This window comes from Marinobacter sp. (genome assembly GCF_041690455.1).
Classification (GTDB): Bacteria; Pseudomonadota; Gammaproteobacteria; order Pseudomonadales; family Oleiphilaceae; genus Marinobacter.
The window spans coordinates 21,627-44,306 of sequence record NZ_JAWLHI010000034.1 but is presented as its reverse complement, the minus strand read 5'-3'; the positions used below and the strand labels follow the sequence as shown (position 1 = coordinate 44,306).

General features: G+C 60.6%; 18 protein-coding genes. 13 read left to right on the top strand and 5 right to left on the bottom strand.

Features of this window, described 5'->3' with window-relative positions; translation table 11 throughout:
- From dctP to ACESMW_RS10145, 3 genes are all read left to right on the top strand, one after another.
- Positions 1 to 475 (top strand): TRAP transporter substrate-binding protein DctP (gene dctP, locus ACESMW_RS10155; RefSeq protein ID WP_372986917.1); only part of this gene is annotated, 475 nt, incomplete at its 5' end.
- A gap of 85 nt (positions 476 to 560) precedes the next feature.
- A complete protein-coding gene (locus tag ACESMW_RS10150; RefSeq protein ID WP_372986915.1) occupies positions 561 to 1,109 on the top strand; it encodes a TRAP transporter small permease subunit in 549 nt (182 codons plus the stop codon).
- Positions 1,106 to 2,416, top strand: a complete 1,311-nt coding sequence (locus ACESMW_RS10145) for a TRAP transporter large permease subunit (protein WP_372986914.1) — start codon at positions 1,106 to 1,108, stop codon at positions 2,414 to 2,416. The genes ACESMW_RS10150 and ACESMW_RS10145 overlap by 4 nt, the downstream gene beginning before the upstream one ends.
- 163 nt (positions 2,417 to 2,579) lie before the next feature.
- Here ACESMW_RS10145 and ACESMW_RS10140 read toward each other — a convergent pair whose 3' ends face one another.
- Both ACESMW_RS10140 and ACESMW_RS10135 read right to left on the bottom strand, forming a co-directional pair.
- Positions 2,580 to 3,977, bottom strand: coding sequence for a sodium-dependent transporter (locus ACESMW_RS10140; protein WP_372986912.1), 1,398 nt, complete (start codon positions 3,975 to 3,977; stop codon positions 2,580 to 2,582).
- A 119-nt stretch (positions 3,978 to 4,096) separates the two neighbouring features.
- Positions 4,097 to 4,969 carry a carboxylate/amino acid/amine transporter gene (locus tag ACESMW_RS10135; RefSeq protein WP_372986911.1) on the bottom strand — a complete coding sequence of 291 codons (873 nt, stop codon included), beginning with the start codon at positions 4,967 to 4,969 and terminating at the stop codon, positions 4,097 to 4,099.
- 99 nt (positions 4,970 to 5,068) lie between these two features.
- Here ACESMW_RS10135 and ACESMW_RS10130 point away from each other — a divergent pair, with 99 nt between their 5' ends.
- A complete protein-coding gene (locus ACESMW_RS10130; RefSeq protein WP_372986910.1) occupies positions 5,069 to 6,460 on the top strand; it encodes an MATE family efflux transporter in 1,392 nt (463 codons plus the stop codon).
- On the opposite strand, the gene ACESMW_RS10125 is transcribed toward ACESMW_RS10130, so the two are convergent.
- Entirely contained in the window at positions 6,448 to 7,452 is a 1,005-nt protein-coding gene (locus tag ACESMW_RS10125; RefSeq protein WP_372986909.1) for a GGDEF domain-containing protein, read from the bottom strand. The two genes, ACESMW_RS10130 and ACESMW_RS10125, sit on opposite strands and share 13 nt — an antisense overlap.
- Positions 7,453 to 7,718: 266 nt before the next feature.
- Between ACESMW_RS10125 and ACESMW_RS10120 the strand changes: the two genes are divergently transcribed.
- From ACESMW_RS10120 to ACESMW_RS10085, 8 genes are read left to right on the top strand one after another with little or no spacing between them, the layout of a single operon-like run.
- Entirely contained in the window at positions 7,719 to 8,567 is an 849-nt protein-coding gene (locus ACESMW_RS10120) for a sensor histidine kinase (protein WP_372986908.1), read from the top strand.
- 23 nt (positions 8,568 to 8,590) lie between these two features.
- Positions 8,591 to 9,118: a response regulator gene (locus tag ACESMW_RS10115; RefSeq protein WP_372986907.1), complete on the top strand. Its 528-nt coding sequence runs from the start codon at positions 8,591 to 8,593 to the stop codon at positions 9,116 to 9,118.
- Positions 9,119 to 9,132: 14 nt separating this feature from the next.
- Positions 9,133 to 9,801, top strand: a complete 669-nt coding sequence (locus tag ACESMW_RS10110) for a GTP-binding protein (RefSeq protein ID WP_372986906.1) — start codon at positions 9,133 to 9,135, stop codon at positions 9,799 to 9,801.
- Entirely contained in the window at positions 9,794 to 10,930 is a 1,137-nt protein-coding gene (locus ACESMW_RS10105; protein WP_372986905.1) for a sensor histidine kinase, read from the top strand. Before ACESMW_RS10110 ends, ACESMW_RS10105 begins: the two co-directional genes overlap by 8 nt.
- Positions 10,931 to 13,177, top strand: coding sequence for an ATPase, T2SS/T4P/T4SS family (locus ACESMW_RS10100; RefSeq protein WP_372986904.1), 2,247 nt, complete (start codon positions 10,931 to 10,933; stop codon positions 13,175 to 13,177).
- On the top strand, positions 13,170 to 16,472 hold the full coding sequence (locus ACESMW_RS10095; protein ID WP_372986903.1) for a PAS domain-containing protein: 3,303 nt from the start codon (positions 13,170 to 13,172) through the stop codon (positions 16,470 to 16,472). The genes ACESMW_RS10100 and ACESMW_RS10095 overlap by 8 nt, the downstream gene beginning before the upstream one ends.
- On the top strand, positions 16,465 to 16,905 hold the full coding sequence (locus ACESMW_RS10090) for a response regulator (protein WP_372986902.1): 441 nt from the start codon (positions 16,465 to 16,467) through the stop codon (positions 16,903 to 16,905). The genes ACESMW_RS10095 and ACESMW_RS10090 overlap by 8 nt, the downstream gene beginning before the upstream one ends.
- On the top strand, positions 16,898 to 19,750 hold the full coding sequence (locus tag ACESMW_RS10085; RefSeq protein WP_372986901.1) for an EAL domain-containing protein: 2,853 nt from the start codon (positions 16,898 to 16,900) through the stop codon (positions 19,748 to 19,750). The genes ACESMW_RS10090 and ACESMW_RS10085 overlap by 8 nt, the downstream gene beginning before the upstream one ends.
- On the opposite strand, the gene fghA is transcribed toward ACESMW_RS10085, so the two are convergent.
- A complete protein-coding gene (gene fghA, locus ACESMW_RS10080) occupies positions 19,751 to 20,596 on the bottom strand; it encodes an S-formylglutathione hydrolase (RefSeq protein ID WP_372986900.1) in 846 nt (281 codons plus the stop codon). It abuts the gene before it with no gap.
- Positions 20,597 to 20,623: 27 nt separating this feature from the next.
- Positions 20,624 to 21,058: a CBS domain-containing protein gene (locus ACESMW_RS10075; RefSeq protein ID WP_372986899.1), complete on the bottom strand. Its 435-nt coding sequence runs from the start codon at positions 21,056 to 21,058 to the stop codon at positions 20,624 to 20,626.
- A gap of 200 nt (positions 21,059 to 21,258) precedes the next feature.
- On the opposite strand from ACESMW_RS10075, the gene ACESMW_RS10070 reads away from it, so the two are divergent.
- Positions 21,259 to 22,623 carry an alanine/glycine:cation symporter family protein gene (locus ACESMW_RS10070; protein ID WP_372986898.1) on the top strand — a complete coding sequence of 455 codons (1,365 nt, stop codon included), beginning with the start codon at positions 21,259 to 21,261 and terminating at the stop codon, positions 22,621 to 22,623.
- Positions 22,624 to 22,680: the final 57 nt, after the last annotated feature.

Sequence of the window (22,680 nt, the reverse complement as noted above, 5' to 3'; positions counted from 1 at the left end):
CGAGGCCGGTGCCGCTGCCTCCTACATTCCCGGCGGTGAGCTCTACTCGGCGCTGGATTCTGGCATTGTCGACGGCGCCCACTGGGGTGCTTCCCAGGGTGCTTACAGCATGGGTCTGTACGAGGTCGCCAAGTACCACGTGCAACCGGCCCTGAACATCGCCGGCACCGACGTCATCATCGTCAGCCAGAAGGCCCTGGACAAGCTGCCGGAAGACATGCAGAAGATCGTCAAGGATGCCCTGAACGAGCAGTTCTGGGTCCGCACCAACGAGTACCAGTACAAGGAACGCATCACTCTGGCCAAGGCCATTGCCGAGCAGGGAGTACAGGTCAACGTTCTTCCGGATGAAGTGCAGGACAAGCTGGTGGCAACCGCCCAGCAAATGTGGGACGAGGAAGGCAAGCGCAGCGAGAATGCCCAGAAGGCACTGGACATGCTCAAGAGCTACCTGAGCGACCTCGGCTACCTCTGATCAGCCATCGGAATAACCCGGGCCGGAGTCCAGCACTCCGGCCTTTTTGTCCCTGACTACAACCAACGTCCTCCTGGAGAGAACCATGGGTGTGATGATTGCCGCATTCATGAGAGGGGTAACCCGTCTCAATGATGTCGTCGGGCGCTGGATAGCCCTGCTCGTGTTCGCGATGTTTGCGTTCCTGCTGCTTGAGGTGGGCTTCCGCTACCTGTTCAACTCGCCGACAGTCTGGACCAATGAGTTGACCCAGATGCTGTTCGGTATCTATGCGGTGATGTCCGGTGGCTACATTATGGCCCACCGGGGCCACGTCAATGTCGACCTGTTGCATTCCCACCTGGCGCCGCGCAAACGGGCGGTGCTGGACATCGTCACCTCCACGGTATTCTTCATCTTCACTCTTGCGCTGCTCTGGTTCGGCATCGACATGGCCCGGGAGTCCATGTCCAGCTGGGAGACCTCCTACTCCGCATGGAATCCGCCCATCTGGCCGGTCAAGCTGGCGATTCCGGTAGGTACGGCACTGCTGGTCCTGCAAGGCCTGGTGAAGCTGCTTGAGGACATCGCCGTGGCCTTCAACCTGGATTACTACACCCCCGAAGAGTCTGATTCCGAAGGAGAGCAGCTGTGAGTATTGAAGCCCTGACCCTGCTGTTCTTCGGCGCACTGCTGTTTTTCCTGCTGCTGGGCCTGCCGTTGGCGTTTGTGCTGGGCGGCGTGTCCGTGGTGTTCCTCTATTTCACCTGGGGTTTTGATTCCTTCTACATGGTGGCTTCCCAGATCTGGGGCACCATGGAAAGCTTCACCCTGGTGGCCATTCCCCTGTTTGTGTTCATGGCCATGATCCTGGAACGCACCGGCGTGGCCAGGGATCTGTACCGGATGATGCACCTCTGGTGCGGCGGCCTCAGAGGCGGCCTGGCCCTGGGCACCCTGGGGATCTGTGCGGTGTTCGCCGCCATGGTGGGCATCAGCGGCGCCGCGGTCGTGGCCATGGGCACCATTGCCCTGCCCTCCATGCTCGAACGCGGCTACGATAAGAGCATGGCTCTTGGTGTCATCAATACCGGTGGTGGCTGGGGCATCCTGATTCCGCCCAGCATCCTGATGATCCTGTATGCGTTGATCACCGGGGTTTCGGTGGGCCAGATGTTCGCTGCCGGCATCATGCCCGGCATCCTGCTGATGGTCCTGACGGCCATCTACATCATCGTGCGCTGCCACCTGCAGCCGGAGCTGGCCCCCGCCCTGCCCAAAGAGGAAAGAGGCACCTGGCCGGAAAAATTCCGGGCCCTGCGGGCGGTGCTGTTGCCAATCGGTGTGGTCGTTATGGTGCTGGGTTCCATCATCGGCGGCATTACCACTCCGACCGAGGCCGCCGCCATGGGCGTACTGGGCGCACTGATTTCGGCCGCCGTCTATAAACAGTTCAAGTGGAGTATCCTGCAGGAAGCGGCGATCCGCACCTTCAAGCTCACCGGCATGATCATGTGGATCCTGTTTGCCGCCCACGCCTTCAGCGCCGCCTACCAGAGCATGGGCGCCCAGGAACTGATCGAGAGCCTGATGAACATGGTCCCCGGTGGTCCCTGGGGCATCATCATCGCCATGATGGTGATCGTGTTCCTGCTGGCCATGGTACTCGACCCGGTGGGCATCATGCTGATCACCCTGCCGGTCTTCATGCCGATCGTGGAATCCCTGGGCTTCGACCCGATCTGGTTCGGTATCCTGTTCGTGATCAACATGGAAATCGGGTACATGACGCCGCCCTTCGGCTTCAACCTGTTCTATCTGAAGGGCATCGTGCCACCGTCGATCACCATGAAGGATATCTACAAGTCGATCATCCCCTTTGTCATTGTGGAGATCATCGGCATCATCCTGATCATGATCTTCCCGGAGATTGCCACCTGGCTACCGGACCTGTTCTTCTAACCAGGCACTCCTGACGGGCAAACAAAAAGCCCGGCGGACATCCTCCGTCGGGCTTTTTGTTTCCGGTTCCCGGCCAGGCCGAGGACGGCAACCGGGGCGGGAGTTAAAGCGGGGTCAGATGAAAACTTTCATCTGACCCCTGGTTTGGCGGCAACTGGGGGGATCAGGCCATCAGGTTGTAGATGAACACGATCACTACGGCAATCGGGGTCACGAACCGGATCAGGTTGTACCACAGGCCGAAGGCGCCACCGGTCAGCGCCAGATCGGACTTGAGTGACTCCCGGGCCACGAACCAGCCCACGAACAGGGCCGTCAGCAGGCCGGACAGCGGCAGCATGATGTTGGCGGTGACGTAGTCCAGCAGATCGAAGATGGTCTTGCCCTCGAAACGGTCGAACATGGCCAGCGGGGTAATATCGGACCACACATTCAGGGACAGAATCGAGGCAATGCCCAGTGCCCAGCACAGCAGACCTACCAGAACTGCGCTGCCGGTGCGGGCAAGGCTGGTCTTTTCCTCAACCCACTCGACCACCGGCTCCAGCAGGGAAATGCCCGAAGTCCAGGCTGCGAACAGCAACAGCACGAAGAACAAGGCGCCAAACAGGCTGCCAAAGGGCATGTTGCCAAACGCCAGCGGCAGGGTCTGGAAGATCAGACCGGGGCCCGCACCGGCTTCAAGACCGTTGGCAAACACCACCGGGAAAATGGCCAGGCCCGCCAGCAGGGCAACCCCGGTATCCATGATCGCGACGCTGATGGCGGTGCGGCCAATGGACACATCCCGGCCCAGATAGGAGCCGTAGGCCATCATGATCGCCATGCCCAGGCTGAGGGTGAAGAAAGCGTGGCCGAGGGCAACCAGCACACCGCTGACGGTAAGGGCGCCGAAGTTCGGACTGAACAGGAAGCTGACCGCCTCACCGAAATGCCCGGTGGTGGTGGCATAGCCCACCGCAACCAGCAGCAGTATGAACAGCGCCGGCATGAGGATGGTCGCAGCGCGTTCCAGACCGCCCTTCAGACCCCGGGAGACCACCAGCACCACCAATGCCATAAACACTGTGTGCCAGATCAGCAGTTGCACCGGGCTGCCGAGCAGGCCACCGAACAGGTCGCCGATGGATTCGGCAGTACCACCGGTGAAGTCACCGGCGGCGGCGTGACCAATGTAGGAAGCGGCCCAACCACCAATCACCGAATAGAAAGAAAGGATGATAAAGGCCGCAAGCATGCCCACGATCGCCGAGATCCGCCAGAGCGGGGAGGCGAGGTTGCGCTCGGCCACCAGGCGGAAGCTGGTAATCGGGTTGTGCCGACCGTTCCGGCCGATGAACACCTCGGCCATCATGATGGGGATACCGATGATGGCGATGCACAGCAGGTACACCAGGACAAAGGCGCCACCACCGTTCTCACCGGTGACGTACGGGAATTTCCAGACGTTGCCCAGACCAACGGCAGAACCGGTAGCCGCCAGAATGAACGCCAGCCGGGACGACCAGAGGCCACGGGCGGTGTAATCGCCGTTACCCGACACGGAGTTGGATTGAGACATGTTGATTTCCTGTGCTTTTGGCTAAGGAATTGAAAGAGGATCGAGCGCCCGGGGCAGGCCCGGGCTGTTGGGTCGCGATTCTGCCAGCACTGACGTGCCGATGCCAGTGCCGGCTTGTATCAGGCAGTCGCCGTCAGACGGGCCCGGGGATGGAAGCGGGCATTCACCCACAGGGAAAAGACGATGACCGCACCACCAATGGCCAGCCGGAGCAGATCGGCATCCCGGTTCCAGATCAACAGGTTAACCAGCAGGCCGGCCGGTACCAGGGCATTGTTCATGATCGCCAGGGTACCGGCATCCACCTTGCAGGCGCCCCGATTCCACAGGAACAACCCCAGGCCCGAGGCGGCAAATCCGAGCCATGCCAGCACACCCCACTGCAGACCAGTGGAAGGCAGCCGCTCCGGGTTACCGAAGATCAGGAACGAAGGCAGCGCGATGACCAGTGCACCGAAGAAGAAATAACCGAAGGTCCGGAACGAGCCCAGATCCAGCGGATACCGCTGCATGATGTGCTTGTAGCCCACCTGGCCGGCGGCAAAGGTAAAGTTGGCCACCTGCAGCAGCAGGAAACCGGTGACGAAGTCCTGGCTCAGGCCGTCATACCGGATGATCCCCGCCCCAAGGGTAGCAATGGCCGCAGCCAGCAGGGCCACCGGCGAAAACCGGCGGAACAGTGCGTCATCGATCAGCGTCACATACAGGGGCGTGAAAATGGTGAACAACAGGACTTCCGGAACCGTCAGGTAGCTGAACGAGCGGTAGAGACACAGATAGGTCACCCCGAACTGCAGCATACCAGTCACCAGAATACCCAGCTTGAGTCCGGACGGCACACCGCGCCAGCGGGTAAAGGGCAGAAAGATCAGTGACGCGATCAGGACCCGTGTCAGCACCGCAAAATCACTGTCTACTTGCCCGGCAAGGAATTCTCCGATCAGGCTGAAGGAGAACGCCCAGAGAACCGTAACAAAAATCAGCAAACCCATGTTGATAATCTCTCCCATTAACCGAGGCGCGTACTGTAACTGCTTTTCGGGTAGGATGCAGGCCTGTTTGATACTGAGATCCGGGAACCAAACGCCAAGATGGACGAAACCCACCAGCCATTACCCGAAGCCCGGCAACCGCTTCTGACCCGGGTCCTTGCCGAGTGGCGTACCCTGGCCATTCTTGGCGGGCCGATCCTCATCGCGCAGGTTGCCCAGATGGCGAACGGGGTGATCGATACCGTCATGGCCGGTCATGCCAGCGCCGAAGACCTGGCCGCCGTGGGTATAGGCAGCAGCCTGTGGATGCCGCTGTTCCTGTTTTTCATGGGGGCCTTGAGCGCCCTGCAACCGATCATCTCCGGCTACAACGGCGCAGGCAGCCGTGAAAAGATCATGCCGGCCACCTGGCAGGGCCTCTACCTGGCCGCCGGCGGCTCGGTGATCATGATCCTGCTGCTGATCAATGTGAAGCCGGTGCTCACCCTGCTGGAACTGGACGCCAATACCACCCGCATCACCCAGGGTTACCTGGATGCCTTTGCCTGGGGTGTTCCGGCCATGCTGTTGATGACCGCCTTGCGGGGACTGACGGACGGCCTGGGGCACACCCGGGTGATCATGGCATTTTCCGTACTCAGTACGCTGATCAACCTGCCCCTGAACTACATCTTCATCTATGGCAAGCTCGGGCTTCCGGCCATGGGTGGCATCGGCTGTGGCTGGGCCACCTCACTGTCCAATGGCTTTGCTGCGGTGGCGATGCTGGTCTACCTGAACGGGAGCCGGCTGTACCGGAGCTTCCACCTTATTGCCGATTGGGCCGCCCCGGACCGGGCGGGCCTGGGGTACATTCTGCGAATCGGCGTGCCGATCGGCTTCACTATTTTCGTCGAGGCGAGCATGTTTGCGGTCATTGCCCTGTTCCTGGCGCCGCTAGGCCCGGTGGTGGTCGCGGGCCACCAGATTGCCCTGAACGTGGTATCGCTGCTGTTCATGCTGCCATTGAGCCTGGGCATGGCCCTGACTCTGCGGGTGAGCTTCCTGATCGGCGCCCGGGCGCCGGACAGCGCCAGGCTCATTTCCCGAAGCTCGCTGGCGTTGGCGGCAGCCATTGCCCTGGTCTTTGCTACCCTGCTCTACACCTTTTCCCCGGAAATTGCCGCCCTGTATTCGGGGGAGGCAGACGTTCGATCGGTCACTGTCGCCCTGCTGGGCTTTGCGGCCCTGTTCCAGGTGGCCGATGTGGTGCAAGTGACCTGCATCAGCGCCCTGCGGGGTTACAAGGATACCCGCATACCCATGTTCATCATGCTGTTTTCGTTCTGGGGGATCGGACTACCCCTGGGTTACACCCTGACCTTCACAGACTGGATCGTGCCCGCCATGGGGGCAGCAGGCTTTTGGGTGGGTCTGACCTGCGGCCTGACCTCCGCCAGCCTTCTGCTCGGCTGGCGCCTGTTCCGCTACACTCCGGGTCAGGCCGGCTGAGCTACCGCCCGAATCCTCGGTTCCGCAAATACAGCCCGATCACGGCCGGTTTCCTTGGCCTGATACAGGGCATGATCGGCGCGGGCAAGCCAGCTATCGATGCGCTCGCCCCAATCCAGCTCGGCCACGCCGAAAGACGCTGTTATTGCACCACCAGGATGCTTCACATGCTTGCGGAGAAGATGCTGCAGGTTACCAATGACAGTCTTTAGGCCATTGCCGTCGACGCCCGGGAGCAGCAGGACAAACTCCTCACCGCCATACCGGAACAACTGGTCCGACTTGCGGGTGTTCTTGCGCAGTACCTTGACCAGATCGACGAGGACAGCATCACCTACACCATGGCCATACTCATCGTTGATTTTTTTGAAATGATCGATGTCAAGCAGGATCAGCGCGCAGGAGATTCCGGTGCGGGTCGCATGGGCCTGAGCAATTTCCAACTCCTCGTCCATGGCCCGTCGATTCTTCACCCCGGTCAACGGGTCAAGGGTCGCCAGATGCTCCAGGCGCCGCCGTTGGTCCTCATTGCGATTGGCAAAAATGAAGGCGCAAGCACTGACCACCAGTGCCGTGGACACAAACGAACCCATCTGCTCTATGCCTGAGAACGCACTGACCTGGGTTACCATCAGCAAGACGGCGGTAGTATTTATGGCGATGGCAACCCGGGGGGGTGTCAGGAAAAAACTGGTAACCAGGCAAGGGTATAGCCAGAACAATCCAGGATCGCCCACCAGACCCGCCATTAGCACCGCTCCGAATGAAGCGATGATCGCCATGACCAGGCCGCTGCGGCCGGTATCACCGGTCCACCAGGCATGCGCGACGCTGCCGCACAGCCCACTCAGGATCAGAACGTCCAACGTTCCCGCCGTCAGATTACCCTGATAGAAGCGAAGCACAGCAAAAGGCGTAATGCCCAGAAAACCGCACAGGCCCAACAAACTGATGATGGACAGGCGAAAATCCGATCTAAGGCGTTGGAACATTGGAAAAGGTTTCCGACATGGGTCGCGTGGTGGTCCAAAGCGTAGCCCAACAAGTCCGACAGGTCGTCATGTCTGGCTATTTTTTAATAATGTTTCATGGTACGTACAGGTTCATACGCGGCATTCCCCGGAACGGACCGGAAAACCCACACTAGCTACAGGGAATTGATAACGTAACTCCGCACTCCGGAAACCAAACTTTACCAAGCGGTAAAAAACGGGCATCTATACTGGGATCAGCTGAAATTTCAAGGTTACGGTTGTCTATGTCCAACGCCCCTACTCCCCAGTCAGACCAGGAATTGCTAAACGCCCGCCTGGAACAGGCCAACCAGCAACTGCTTCAGTCGGAAAAACTGGCGGCCATTGGCCAGCTTGCCGCCGGCGTAGCCCACGAGATCAATAATCCCGTGGGCTACGTCTATTCAAACCTGCAAACCCTGGACACCTATCTCAACGACCTGTTCCGGCTGACCGAGGCGGTGGACAGCGCCAGATCCCTTGATGACCTCCGACTGATCAAGCAGAACATTGACTACGATTATCTGAGGGATGACCTTCGGGATCTGCTGGCGGAGTCCCGGGAAGGCATCGAGCGGGTCAAGACCATCATCGCGGCGATGAAGGACTTCTCCCACATCGAGGAGGAAGCGTTCAAGCCGGCGGATATCCATCGGGGCATCGAGACCACCCTGAACGTGGTCAACAACGAACTGAAATACAAGGCGGAGGTCGTTCGGGAGTTCGACGAGCTGCCGGAGGTGGAATGTATCATCTCCCAGATCAACCAGGTGGTGATGAACCTGCTGGTCAACGCCGCCCATGCTATTGAAAGCTTTGGCCGGATCACCATTCGCACCCGCCAGGAGGGCGACCATGTCATCATCGAAGTGCACGACACTGGTAAAGGCATATCGCCCGAACACCGGCACCGGATCTTCGAGCCGTTCTTTACCACCAAGCCGGTTGGCAAAGGTACGGGCCTGGGCCTCTCCCTGTCCTTCAACATCATCGAAAAACACAAGGGCAGCCTCGACGTGGACAGCACCCCCGGTGAAGGCACCTGCTTCCGCCTGACCCTGCCAGTTACTCAGCCAGACACCGATAACGAATAACCCCGGCGACACGGAGACGAGCCATGATCAAGATCCAGCTGGTGGACGACGAACGCAACATTCTCAGCGCCCTGCGCCGGCTGCTCAAACCCGAGGGCTGGGAGGTGCACACCTACGACAATGTCGAGGAAGCGCTCGGCAGCCTCCAGGAACATGAGTACGCCGCGATTGTCTCGGATTACCGGATGCCCACCGCCGACGGCGTCACCTACCTGCAGTTCGCCAAACAGCGCCAGCCCGATGCCATCCGCCTGGTGCTCAGTGCCTATGGTGACCGGGACTCCATGATCAAGGCCATCAACCAGGCAGAGGTGCATCGGTACCTGTCCAAGCCCTGGGAAGACCATGAAGTGGTCAGTGCCATCCGCTCGGCCATCGATCTGTATCAGCTGAAAAAGGAAAACCAGCGCCTGCGGGAGGAAAACAACCGCCAGAAAGACATGCTCCGGGCCCGCGAGGAAGAGCTGTTGCGACTGGAGGCCGAGAACCCCGGCATCACCCGGGTCCAGCGCGATGCCGACGGCTCGGTGCTGATTGGCGACGATGACTGAACCGGACCTGCGCAATGCCTGATTTCAGCCCGGAAGATAACAAGCTTGCCCTGAAGGTTGTGTTTTACGGCCCGGCCCTGAGCGGCAAGACCACTAACCTGATGCAGCTGCATTCCCTGCTCAATCCGGAGCGCAAGGGCGAGCTGATGGTGCTCGAAACCCGGGACGACCGCACCCTGTTCTTCGATATGCTGCCCATCGGCCTGCGCAGCCGCTCCGGACTGGACCTGAGGCTGAAGCTCTATACCGTACCCGGCCAGGTCCAGCACGACAGCACCCGCAAGGCGGTACTGTCCCGTGCCGACGGCGTGGTGTTCGTGGCCGACTCCCAGGTCGCCCAGCAGGACAACAACGCCATCGCCTTCGGTAACCTGGAAGAGAACCTGGACAAAGTGGGGCTGGATATCGACACCCTGCCCATGGTGGTGCAATTCAACAAGCGCGACCTCCCGGCGGTGGTCGACGAGGCCGAACTCCAGGCACGCTGGGCCGGAACGCCCTGGGCACCGCTGGCCATGGCCTCCGCCCTGCAGGGCACGGGTGTCATCGAAACCTTCCAGGCTCTGCTCGACCGACTTTACACGGGCATCGATGCCGAGTTTGACCTTGTCGGCAAGCACGGCATTGACCGGGCTACTTTTATCGGCCGACTGAGCGCCAGTCACGGAGTGGGTGATGCGTAACTTCGAGGACGATCCGACGCTGTCCGACCTGCTGGATCCGGATCAGCTCCAGAGACTCAGCAACGGGCTGAGCGCCCTGTGCCGCGAGCCGGTTATGATCAGCGAAGCCCGTAGCGGGGATGCTGTTCCGGTGGAATTCAACCTGGAAACCGTCGGCTGGCTGGGCGGTGGTGCCTCTGCGGGGGAACGGGAGGCCGCGGCCGAACTGGTGTCGTTCCTGATGCTGTTCGTGGCCAAGTACCGGCTGGCCGCCAATATCCACCATGACACCACCGAAGCCAGCTATGCGGAGCTTCAGCGCCAGAACGAGGCCCTCCGGGCATCCGAGGCAAAGTACCGGGAACTGTCCGACCAGTTGCAGCAGAAAGTGGATGAACAGGTCGCCGTGATCCGCCAGGCTCAGCAGGAACTGTACGAGAGTGCCCGGTTACGCTCCGTTGGCCACCTGGCGGCCGGTGTCGCCCACGAGATCAACAATCCCGTCGGGTTCATCAGCAGCAACCTGCGGGTGGCCCGGGATTATGTCCAGAACCTCGAGCCCCTGTTGGCAGAGACTGCGGAAAACCGGGAACTGCTGGAGGATTTCAACGATCTGCTGAGCGAGTCGATCGAGGGGACCGACCGCATTGCCCGCATCGTCGCTGACCTGAAGACCTTCTCCAGCATCGACCAGGCCGACAACGCCCTGTGCGACCTGAACAGCCTGCTGCGAAGCGCCTGCCACCTGGTACAGACTGAATATGACCACCGCCTGAACATCACGGAGAACCTGGCTGAGCTGCCCAGGATCCCGGGCCATCCTTCCAGGCTGTCCCAGACCCTTTTCAATTTGCTGGACAACGCGGCCCAGGCGGTCGGTGACGATGGCCGCATCCTGGTCAGGACCCTGGCCGACAATACCAGTATCCAGGTGATCATCCAGGACAACGGCTGCGGCATACCGGAGGCGGTTCGCAGCCAGGTTTTCGATGCCTTTTTCACCACCCGGCCGGTGGGCTCCGGCACCGGACTGGGACTCACCGTGGCCCGGGATACAGTCCGTGCCCACAGTGGCCAACTGACACTCGACAGCCAGGAGGGGGCGGGTACCCGCGTCGTCCTTACACTGCCAGTCAAACAAGGTTCCTGAATGGCAAATCGCTACGCATCCCTGTTCTACGGAAACGACACCGACAAAGATCCGGGCCCGGAGCCGGCGAAGCGCGCCGCGCCCTATCGCCTGCTGCTGGTGGACGACGAGCCCAACATCCTGGCCTCCCTGCGCCGGGTGTTCCAGCGGGAGAACTACGAACTGCTGTTCGCCCGCAGCGGTGCCGAGGCCCTGAAAATCCTGGAAAAGCAGCCGGTCGAGCTGATCATGACCGACTTCATGATGCCCGGCATGAATGGCAGCGAACTGCTCCGGGAGGTCCGGGAGCGCTGGCCCCAGACGATCCGTATCATGCTCACCGGCCACGCCAACACCGACGCGGTGATGGGCTCGATCAAGGACGGCGCGGTCTATCGCTTCATCCTCAAACCCTGGAACGACGACGACATCCGCCTGACCATTGCCCTGGCACTGGAACAGTACGAGCTGATGCAGCGCAACCGGAGCCTGGAACAACAGACCCAGAAACAGGGCCGGGACCTGGAGACCATCAGCAAGCTCACCGCCACCAACCGCAGCCAGCTGGCCATCCTGCTGCACAAGAAAGGCTGGCTGAACCCCCAGCAGATCCAGCAGCTGCACCGGGAAATGCAGAGCCAGAAGACACCGGTGGTACGCCAGCTGCTCAAGCACGACTGGGTCGACTTCACCAAGGTCTTCGAACTGCTGCGGGACGAGATGCTGTTCGAGGAGGTGGACCTGAGGGAGTTCCAGCCGGACCCCAGCCTGCTGTCCCTGATCCCCCAGAAGATCTGTACCCGCCAGCTGGTGCTGCCACTGCGGGTCAGCGGCCAGCGGCTGCGCCTGGCCATGGTGGACCCCATGGACATCAACCTGATCGACGAACTGGGGTTCATGACCGGCTACACCGTCCACCCCCTGCTGTGCGAAACCTCGCAAATGCAGACCAAGCTGGCGGAGATCTTTGGCGACACCAACGATCTGGAAGATATCACCACCAAGGTGGGCTCTGATGATCCCTACGAGGGCATCGAGATCGTCCTGGACGAGGACACCGACCAGGAATCCCTGGAACAGTTGCTGGGCAGCTCCGAGGAACCGCCGGCGATCCGGCTGGTGAATGCCATCATCCTCGAAGCCCTGCGCCTGGGCGCCAGTGACATCCATATTCACCCGCGCACCAAATCACTGGTGGTGCGCTACCGCATTGACGGGGTGCTTCAGGACAAGATCCACATTCCCACCAACCTGCTGATGTCGGTGGTCTCGCGCATCAAGGTCATGGCCGAACTGGACATCACCGAGCGGCGGCGGCCCCAGGATGGCCGGATCACCGTCAAGACCCCGATGCGCATTGTCGACCTGCGGATCTCCACCCTGCCCACCATCAATGGCGAAAAGGTGGTCATGCGGGTGCTGGAGCGCCAGTCCTCGGCGCAGTCCCTGGAAGACCTGGGCCTGTCGCAGCACAACCTGGCCCGGCTCAAGCACGTGATCGCCAAGCCCCAGGGCATCATCCTGGCCACCGGCCCCACCGGCAGCGGCAAGACCACCACCTTGTATGCGCTGTTGCAGCACAATGCCTCACCGGAGCGCAATTACGTCACCATCGAGGACCCGGTGGAGTTCCACGTGGACATGGCCGGCCAGGTGCCGGTCAAGGACCGCATCGGACTGGATTTCGCCAGCGTCCTGCGGGCAATCCTGCGCCAGGATCCGGATGTGATCCTGCTGGGCGAGATCCGGGACGAGGAAACCGCCGATGTAGCCTTCCACGCGGCGATGACCGGCCACCTGGTCTATTCTACCCTGCATACCAGTTCCGCCGCCGCCACCGTGGCGCGGCTGCTGGATCTGGGCCTGAAGCCTTTTGTGCTGGCCTCGGCGCTGGAAGCCATCATTGCCCAGCGCCTGGTGCGGCGGATCTGCACCCACTGCCGGGAAGAGACCGAACGGCCCACAGAGGTTCTTGAGCAACTGGGGCCGCAGTTTCTGAGTGAGGATCTGCGCTTCTTCCGGGGCCGGGGCTGCGAGAAATGTCACAAGGGTTATAAGGGCCGGGTCGCCATTCACGAAGTGCTGACCATGAACGAGGAGCTCCGGATTGCCATTACCGAAGGCGCCAGCGCCATGCAGATCGAGACCCTGGCCCGGGAAAAGGGCATGATGGTGCTGCTGGACGATGCCCTGGAAAAACTGCGCGACGGTCTGACCACCGCCGACGAAATCCTGCGCCTGCTGGGACCTCAGGTACTCCATGGTTAATGCGCTCAAGCGACCGGCCTTCTGGTACTGCCTGGCCCTCGCCCTGGCCATATCCCTGGGCTCCGTGGGCCTGATCATCCTGATCGATTTCGGCGTCAGCGGCCCGGAAAGCGTCGGTCGCCTGGCACTGCGTCCCGGAGGAGGACTAATCGCGTTAACCCTGTGCGCAGCCTTCCTGGCGCTGTTGTTGCGCTACCGCTGGCTCGCGACCGGCCTGGGCTTCGGCCTCATTGCCCTTGCCTCGCTGCTGACGCTGGCGCCCCGTTTACCCAAGAGCGACTGGCTGGACATCGCCGCTCTCAACCCGTTACTGATGCTGGTAATTCTGCTGATCAGCCTGAGCGGATTGGCCGCCATGCACCTGTCCCGGGGCTGGTTTGTCGGGCTGGTCTGCGGCCCGATGGTGTTCGGCCTCGGTCTGCTGTCCCTGCTATCCCACTGGCATCCGGGGTTGTCCGGTCTGGGGCTTGGTAATATCACCGAATCCACCCTGGTTCTCAGCCCCCTGGTCATGCTTGCGGGTTTGACCCTGCCGTTCCTGTACTCCATCTATCACAGCGAAGTGCAGTTCTATTCCAAGGGTCTGCTCGTGCTCGGAATCCTGGGCATCCTGGTCACCACACTGAGCTGGCATGCCTTGCGCCTGCAATCCGGCGAGCGCCTGATCGAACGGGCCGAGTCACTGGCGAGCCAGCTCGAGGCCTCTGCCAACTCCGAGTTCGACATCAAGCTTGCCCTGATTCGCCGCCTCGCCGAGCGCTGGGAGCTGCTCGACGGTGTCCCATCACAGACGTTCTGGGAGCAGGAAGTGAGCAGCTACCTCCGTGACTTCCCGGACCTGCGGCTGATCACCATCCTCAACCGGGAGCACAGCCCGGTGCGCATCGAGTCCCGCACCCTCGATTACCGGGGCTGGCTGGAAATCTTCCTGTCAGACCAGCAAAACCGGGATTGGCTCGATCACATCATCAAATCCCGCTCCGCGCATCTGAGTGTGCCGCTGGAGGACTATCAGGGCCGTTATCACGCAGCCATCGCCGTTCCGATCACTCCGGGCCCGGGGTATTCGTGGTCAGTTCTTGCCGTGGTGGATCTCCAGACTGTCTACGAGAAGTTGACGGCCTATTATGACGGTAACCTGCACATCAAGGTGTACCACCACGAAGAGGCTGTTTTCGATAGTGCACTGGATATCCCCTCGGACCAGGAATCCCTGCTGGCTTCCCATCGGATCACGCCACACCACGACAGTGAACGCAGGATTGAGGTCTACACCCGCAGAGGCAGCCTTCCCCCGGGCGAACTCTACCTGCCACCGGCGGTTCTGTTCACCGGTCTGGGACTGAGCTTCCTGGTGATGCTGTCGCATTTTTTCTGGCGTCAGTCCGAACAACGGGCCCGAACCCTGGCAGAGCTGAACGACGCACTGAACCAGCATCTGGAAGAGGAGCGGGAGCTGCGGACCACCAATGAGACCCTGTCCCGGGAACGGGACCAGTTCTTCGCACTGTCTCCGGACATGTTTTGTATCGTTGACCTCAACAGCCATTTCTTCGAGCTCAACGAAACCTTTGTCCATACCCTGGGCTACACCCGCGACCAGCTGCTGGGCAGCTCCTACATGAATCTGATCCACACCGAAGACCACGAAAAGGTCATCGAGGCGGTGCAATCACTGACCGAGGGCCACGAGGTCAAGGACCTTCTGATTCGGGCCCTGGACTGTGAAGGCAACCCGCACTGGCTGCAGATCAACGCTATTCTCAGTGCCGACGACCTGATCTACGTGGTCGCCAGGGACACCACCGAACAGCTGGCCATTGAAGAAAAGCTGAGGGAAAACGAGACCCTGCTCAAACTGGCCGAGCGCCTGGCGCTGCTGGGTGGCTGGGTGGTTGACCTGTCAACGGGCCAATCGGTCTGGTCGGATGGCGTCTGCGATATCCACGAAATTCCCCGGGGACAGGCGCCGGACGTGGAAGACGCCATCAATTTCTATGTCGACGAACACCGGGAGCAGATCCGGGCAGCGGTGCTACTGTGCATGGAAACCGGCATTCCGTTCGATGAGGAGCTGCAGATACGAACCGCCAAGGGCAACCTTCGGTGGGTCCGGTCCATCGGTCATGCGGTGCAGGACGATGAGGGCAAGGTAGTAAAGCTTCAGGGGGCGTTCCAGGACATCACCGCCAGTCATCAGGCGATGGAGCAGATCCGGCGCTATGCAGAACGACAGGCGAACATCTTCGAGAGTATCACCGATGCCTTCTTTACCCTCGATGCCGACTGGCGCTTTACCTACGTCAACCGAAAATCAGAGGAACTCCTGCACAAAAAGCGGGAAGAACTGATCGGTCACAGTCTGTGGGAGATGTTTCCCGAAGCCATCGGGACAGAATTCGATGACCAGTACCGCCATGCCATGGACACCGGCGAATCCGTTTCCTTTGAAGCCTATTACGCGCCCCTGGACAACTGGCTCGAAGTCAGCGCCTACCCGTCCGACGAGGGCCTCGCGGTCTACTACCGCAGCATCCGGGAGCGCAAGGAAGCCCAACAAAAACTCGAAGCGGCCATGGCCGAACTGGAACGCAGTAACCGCGAACTCCAGGATTTCGCCTTCGTGGCATCCCACGACCTGCAGGAACCCCTGCGCAAGATCCAGGCTTTCTCCGACCGGCTGATGACCAAGTCCGACCAGTTCGGCCCCAGCGAACAGGACTACCTGAAACGCATGCAGTCCGCCGCCGGGCGCATGCAGCAGCTGATCGAGGATCTGCTGAGTTACTCCCGGGTCACCACCCGCGCCAAGCCGATGGCACAGTGCCACACGGACGACGTCCTTACCGGAGTGCTACAAGATCTGGACACCGCCATTACCCGAGAGCAGGCCCGCATCAAGGTTCAGCCGCTGCCGGATCTGGTGGGAGACGCGACCCAGCTGCGCCAGGTATTCCAGAACCTGCTCAGCAACGCCATCAAATTCCATGCCCCTGGCACACCTCCGGAAATTTCCGTCTATGCTGAGGATGTGGATGACTCGGGCTGGACGCTGGTGGTGCAGGACAGGGGGATCGGATTCGATCCACGCTACACCCAGAAACTGTTCCACCCGTTCCAGCGCCTGCATAGCCGGGAGGGGTATGTGGGTACCGGGATTGGCATGGCCATTGTGAAAAAAATCCTGGATCGCCATAGTGCGGAGATCACCGTGGTTAGCGCACTCGGCGAAGGAACCACGTTCCGGATCCGGTTCACAAGCAGTCCTACCCAGGAGCAGAGCAAGGATGAATAAACCTGTAAAACCCGCCCTGGTGGTGGTTGCCGATGATGACCCGGACGACTGCCTGATGATCCGGGAAGCCTTCGAGGACCAGTGTGCCGACTGCACACTGTGCTTTGTCCACGATGGCGAAGAACTGATGGATTTGCTCCATGGTCAGCATCCGGACCGCGAGGGCCAGACCTGTCCGGTTCCGGACCTGTTGCTGCTGGATCTGAACATGCCGCTCAAGGATGGCCGGCAGTCCCTGCAGGAGATCAAGTCCGACCCCCGGCTGCAGGTACTGCCTACGGTCATCATGACCACATCCAGTGATCAGGATGACCGGGACTTCTGCCAGCAACGGGGCGCCAATGACTATATCGTCAAGCCCCGGAAATACAGCGATCTGCTGGATGTCGTAGAGTCACTCACAAAACAGTGGATTAACAGGGAACATGACTGATCCGATGCTCCGTGTCCTGCTCATCGAGGACGACGAAGACGATTACCTGATCACACGGGATCTCCTGCACGACGTCAGCCCCTCGGGCGTTGAGCTGATCTGGCGCGACACCATGGCTGCCGGGCTCGAAACCCTGGAGCAGGAGCGGATCGATGTCACCCTCGTCGATCTCCGCCTGGGTCCGGATTCCGGCCTGGATGTCATCCGGGAAGCCCAGGACCGGGGGATTACCTCTCCTTTCATCCTGCTCACCGGCCAGGGCGATGCCGATCTGGATGCCCGGGCGGTGGAACTCGGCGCAGCGGATTACCTGATCAAAGGGCAGCTGGATGGCCATTCCCTTATCCGCAGCATCCGCTATGCAGTAGACCGGGCCGCCGCCAACGAGGATCTGGCCAGCAGCGAGGCCCATTACCGCCTGTTGTTCGAAAACAATCCGGCACCCATGTACCTGGTGCAGCCCGAATCAGGGCGTATCGAATCCATGAACCGCGTCGCCATGGCACTCTATGGTTTCCATACCGAAGAAGCCGTTGACCTGTCACTGCCGGATCTGCGGTGCAATACCAGCCCCGTGCCCCGGGAAGGCGTCATCCTGCGCGAGGGCAGCATTCTGGAGGAGCATCGGACCCGGGATGGCGACAGCCTCTATGTTGAACTCCTCACCGAGCGTATTGTACTGGATCATCATCCCCTCGATCTGGTGATGGTCACCGACATGACCCGGCAGATCGACAACAACCGCCGGCTGCGGCTTCTGCAACAGTGCATCGAATCCAGCTCGAACGGCATCGTCATTGCCGATGCCCAGAAACCGGACATGCCGCTGGTGTATGTGAACCCCACCTTCGAACGTATCACCGGCTTCAGTCCGGAAGAGTCGGTAGGGCGGAATTGCCGGTTCCTGCAGGGCTGCAGCGACGATCCGAGCAACGAACAGGCGCTCGCCGAGATCCGCAATGCCCTTTCCACTGGGGGCGAGACATCCGTGGTACTACGCAACTTCCGCAAGGACGGCACGCCGTTCTGGAACGACCTGTACCTGTCGCCGATCCGCAACGACGAAGGCGAGGTGACCCACTTCGTCGGCGTCCAGAATGATATTTCCGAACGCAAGGATGTCGAGAACCAGCTGGCCTACAACGCAAGCCATGATGTGCTCACCCAGCTGCCCAACCGGGCCCTGCTGGAAGACCGTCTGGAACAGGCCTGCCGCTTCGCCCAGCGCCATGGCCGCACCCTGGCCCTGCTGTTCATCGACCTGGACGGATTCAAGCTGATCAATGACTCCCTGGGGCACCGCACCGGGGACAAGCTGCTGATCGAGGTGGCCCGCCGACTCATGGAGGTCTGCCGGACCGGGGATACCGTGGCGCGGGTCAGTGGCGACGAGTATGTGATGTTGTTGCCGGACCTGGCCCGCAACGAAGACGCGCTGATGGTGGTCGAACAGATCATGCGCACACTTTCCGCGCCCTACAACGTCAACGACGAAAACCTGCATCTGACCGCCAGCGTAGGTATCGTTACCACCGACGGCAGCATCAGCCAACCCACAGAACTGATCCAGCAGGCCGACCTGGCCATGTACCGGGCCAAACAGATGGGGCGGAACACCTACCAGTGGTTCTCCGAGCAACTCAATACCGAGGCCAGTTACCGGGTCAAGCTGCGCAACGAGCTGCAGGATGCCATCGACAATGAGCGGCTCACCCTCTATTACCAGCCCCTGATCGATTCTCGCACCGGCAAGGCCAGGGCAGTGGAAGCCCTCGTGCGCTGGAACCACCCGGAACGGGGCCTGGTGTCACCGGGAGATTTCCTGCCCCTGGCGGAAGAAACCGGGCAGATCATCGCGCTGGGCCAGTGGGTTCTGGAGCAGGCCTGCAGAGACATGCTGCGGCTGCATAAGGCCGGGTTCAAGGACTGCACGGTAGCCGTGAACGTGTCTCCCATGCAGGTACGCAAAGCCGGCTTTATTAGTGCGGTAAGCGATGCACTGGAAGCCTCCGGCCTGCCCCCGGAAGCCCTGGAACTGGAAATTGTCGAGTCGGCGGTGCTCTACGACGCCGACCAGGTGATCCGGACCCTGCATGATCTGAGGGATCTCGGGGTGGGCATCGCCATTGACGATTTCGGCACCGGTTTCTCCAGTCTCAGCTACATCAAGCTGTTGCCGGCCAACAAGATCAAGATCGACCGCTCCTTCATCCGGGATGTCATCCAGGACCGCAGTGACGCCGCCATCACCCAGGGGGTGATTTCCATGGCCCACCACCTGTCCCTGGACGTGGTGGCGGAAGGGGTGGAGACTGACGCCCAGGCCGCATTCCTGCGCCGGAACAAGTGCGATCTGCTCCAGGGGTTCCTGTTCGCACGGCCCATGCCCCTCAACCTGCTGGAAGAATACATGCACACCCGGGGAGGCTACGCCAACACGACGTCCGATGTTCAGGACAGCCCGGAAAAGACCCTGTTGCTGCTGGACGATGAAACAAACATCCTGCGGGCTCTTACCCGGGTGTTACGCCGGGATGGTTACCGAATCCTGACCACCACCAGCGTGCAGGAAGCCTTCAGCCTGTTGGCGGAGAACCATGTCCAGGTCATCATCTCGGATCAACGGATGCCGGAAATGTCCGGCACCGAGTTTCTCAGCCGGGTAAAGGGGATACACCCGGATACCGTCCGCATCGTGCTATCCGGCTACACCGACCTGAAATCCGTAACGGAAGCCATCAACGAGGGATCGATCTACAAGTTCCTGACCAAGCCCTGGGACGACAAACAGATCCGGGAGCACGTGCAGAATGCCTTCCAGTATCACCGGACCCTTCAGGGCTGATCAGGTCAGTCCCAGGGCTTTGGCATGATGGTTCAGATGATCGTCAATGAACGAGGCGATGAAGAAGTAGCTGTGGTCGTAACCCCGGTGCATACGCAGGTTGATGTGATGGTGAAACTTTTCACAGATATCCGCCAGCGCCTCCGGGTTCAGCTGGGTTTCCAGAAATTCGTCGGCGGTCCCCTGGTCCACCAGCAGCGGCAGCCGCTCCCGGGCCGTGGGAATCAACAGGGAGGCATCCCACTGCTCCCAGCTTGAGTGATCATCTCCCAGGTAACCGCTGAACGCCTTCTGGCCCCAGGGGCACTCGGTGGGGTTGGCGATCGGTGCAAAAGCCGAGACTGACTGGTAGCGCCCCGGATTCTTCAGGGCACAGATCAGGGCGCCGTGCCCGCCCATGGAATGACCACTGACCGATCGCAGGTCCGTCACCGGCAGTTCGTTCTCCACCAGCTGCGGCAGTTCCTTCACCACGTAATCATACATCCGGTAGTGGGGAGCCCAGGGCTGCTGGGTGGCATTGATGTAGAAACCCGCACCGGTGCCGAAGTCGTAGCTGTCATCCTCGCCCGGCAGATTGAGTCCCCGGGGGCTGGTGTCCGGACACACGATGGCCAGACCCAGTTTCGCGGCCAGTTTCTGGGCACCGGCTTTCTGCATGAAGTTCTGGTCGGTGCAGGTCAGCCCGGACAGCCAGTAGAGCACCGGCGCCGGCTTGGGCGAGCTGCCCACGGCAGAAGGGGGCAGAAACACCGCGAACTCCATCGAGCACTCGAGGCTCGCGGAGGTGTGACGATAACGGCGGTGTTCGCCACCAAAGCAAACGTTGCTGGATAGCAGTTCCATAATGGATCCCGGTCTGAAAAGGTGAACTCAGTCCTCGTCCGCGCTGGCGTATTTCGGCAACTCAAGACCACAACCGGTTCGGGCCAGCTCGGCGAGGATAGCAGTACGTGTAACAATGCCGACCAGTTTGCCGTGGTCGACAACCGGATACACTTTCGGCTTGCCGGCGCCAAGGTTCTGGGCCAGATCCACCACCGCCATCTCCGGTGAGATGGTCACGGGCTGACGGAACATGACATCGTCCACGATCGGGTCACCCTCACAGTGATAGCTGCTCACCAGCAGGGAATGAATGCAATCCTGTTCGGAGACGAACCCCAGTACCCGCCGATGGTCATCCACCACGGGCAGACCGGTGACATGGTTGGTCAGCAGGGTCTTGACCACCTTCGTCAGGGGTGTGCCGCAGCGAACCGGCTCAATGTGGTTCCACATCACATCGGATACTTTCAGTGACCGCATGGGCAAATCCCTCCACTTCCGTTTTCATCGCAGGCCAAACCAGACCGTCTATCCCTAAACATAGGCAATCAGGGGACAAAAGGAAAACCGATTCGGTGGAAACGGTTTACAGTTGAAAATAACTGACTAAACTCAATCAGTTATACCCAAGACAGGGTAAATCCACTTTCTCAATCCATGGCAAACGCAGGGAGATCCCCATGTCAGCCATTGAAAACTTTATTGGTCAGATCAACGGTCTGGTGTGGGGCCCTCCCATGCTGGTCATGATCCTCGGGGTGGGGCTGTTTCTCAGTATCGGCCTCAAACTGATGCCGGTCCTCAAGCTGGGGGCCGGTTTCAAGCTTATGTGGCAGGGGCGCAAGGCCACCGGTGCCGAAACGGAAGGTGAAATCCCGCCGTTCCAGGCCCTGATGACCGCGCTCTCGGCAACCGTTGGAACCGGCAACATTGCCGGCGTGGCCACCGCGGTCTTCCTGGGTGGACCGGGTGCCCTGTTCTGGATGTGGCTCACAGCCCTGGTGGGTATGGCCACGAAGTACTCCGAGGCGGTACTCGCGGTACGCTTCCGCGAGGTGGATGAGCGCGGCAACCACGTGGGTGGCCCCATGTATTACATCCGCAACGGTCTGGGCAGCAAATGGACCTGGCTGGGTGTGTTGTTCGCCATCTTCGCCGCCATCGCAGGCTTTGGTATCGGCAACACGGTACAGGCCAACTCGGTGGCGGATGTGATGGAGGCCAACTTCGGCCTGCCCCACTGGGCCACCGGCGTCATCCTCATGGTGCTGGTCGGGATGGTGCTGATTGGTGGTATTCGCCGGATCGGCCATGTGGCCAGCGCTCTGGTTCCCTTTATGGCCATCTCCTACCTGCTGGCGGGCATCGTGGTGCTCGCCATCAACGCCGCGGACATTCCCGCTGCCATCGCGCTGGTGTTCAAGCATGCCTTCAGTCCGATTGCCGCCGAAGGTGGCTTTGCCGGTGCCGCGGTCTGGACCGCCATCCGCTTCGGTGTCGCCCGTGGCGTCTTCTCCAACGAGGCCGGGCTGGGTTCCGCGCCCATTGCCCACGCCGCCGCGCAGACCCGTGACCCGATCAACCAGGGCATGGTGGCGATGCTGGGTACCTTCATCGACACCATCATCATCTGCACCATCACCGGACTGGTAATCATCACCTCCGGCGTCTGGACCAGCGGCGTTTCCGGGGCGGAACTCACTTCCATGGCGTTTGCCGATGCACTTCCGGGTGTGGGCAACTATATTGTTGCTATTGCCCTGGCGGTGTTTGCCTTCACCACCATCCTGGGCTGGTCGTTCTACGGCGAGCGCAGCATCGAATTCCTGTTCGGTGTGAAGGCAATCGTGCCTTACCGGGTTGCCTGGATTATCGCCATCCCGGTAGGCGCCACCCTGAACCTGGGATTCGTCTGGCTGGTGGCCGACACCCTGAACGCCATGATGGCGCTGCCCAACCTGGTGGCTCTGTTACTGCTCAGCCCGGTGGTGTTCAAATTGACCCGGGAGCACTTCGCCCGGGAAAAAGCACTGGGCGTTGATTGATACGCAGGGTCTCAAGCTCCTGTTATATCGATGTAAAAAAGTGTTTGGATGAGATGG

Excerpts from the sequence above, each read along its gene's own strand:
- ACESMW_RS10140 (WP_372986912.1), bottom strand. The coding sequence starts at position 3,977 with ATGTCTCAATCCAACTCCGTGTCGGGTAACGGCGATTACACCGCCCGT.
- ACESMW_RS10150 (WP_372986915.1), top strand. The coding sequence starts at position 561 with ATGGGTGTGATGATTGCCGCATTCATGAGAGGGGTAACCCGTCTCAAT.
- ACESMW_RS10085 (WP_372986901.1), top strand. The coding sequence starts at position 16,898 with ATGACTGATCCGATGCTCCGTGTCCTGCTCATCGAGGACGACGAAGAC.
- ACESMW_RS10075 (WP_372986899.1), bottom strand. The coding sequence starts at position 21,058 with ATGCGGTCACTGAAAGTATCCGATGTGATGTGGAACCACATTGAGCCG.
- ACESMW_RS10100 (WP_372986904.1), top strand. The coding sequence starts at position 10,931 with ATGGCAAATCGCTACGCATCCCTGTTCTACGGAAACGACACCGACAAA.
- ACESMW_RS10110 (WP_372986906.1), top strand. The coding sequence starts at position 9,133 with ATGCCTGATTTCAGCCCGGAAGATAACAAGCTTGCCCTGAAGGTTGTG.
- ACESMW_RS10120 (WP_372986908.1), top strand. The coding sequence starts at position 7,719 with ATGTCCAACGCCCCTACTCCCCAGTCAGACCAGGAATTGCTAAACGCC.
- fghA (WP_372986900.1), bottom strand. The coding sequence starts at position 20,596 with ATGGAACTGCTATCCAGCAACGTTTGCTTTGGTGGCGAACACCGCCGT.
- ACESMW_RS10105 (WP_372986905.1), top strand. The coding sequence starts at position 9,794 with ATGCGTAACTTCGAGGACGATCCGACGCTGTCCGACCTGCTGGATCCG.
- ACESMW_RS10070 (WP_372986898.1), top strand. The coding sequence starts at position 21,259 with ATGTCAGCCATTGAAAACTTTATTGGTCAGATCAACGGTCTGGTGTGG.
- ACESMW_RS10135 (WP_372986911.1), bottom strand. The coding sequence starts at position 4,969 with ATGGGTTTGCTGATTTTTGTTACGGTTCTCTGGGCGTTCTCCTTCAGC.
- ACESMW_RS10130 (WP_372986910.1), top strand. The coding sequence starts at position 5,069 with ATGGACGAAACCCACCAGCCATTACCCGAAGCCCGGCAACCGCTTCTG.
- ACESMW_RS10095 (WP_372986903.1), top strand. The coding sequence starts at position 13,170 with ATGGTTAATGCGCTCAAGCGACCGGCCTTCTGGTACTGCCTGGCCCTC.
- ACESMW_RS10090 (WP_372986902.1), top strand. The coding sequence starts at position 16,465 with ATGAATAAACCTGTAAAACCCGCCCTGGTGGTGGTTGCCGATGATGAC.
- ACESMW_RS10125 (WP_372986909.1), bottom strand. The coding sequence starts at position 7,452 with ATGTTCCAACGCCTTAGATCGGATTTTCGCCTGTCCATCATCAGTTTG.
- ACESMW_RS10115 (WP_372986907.1), top strand. The coding sequence starts at position 8,591 with ATGATCAAGATCCAGCTGGTGGACGACGAACGCAACATTCTCAGCGCC.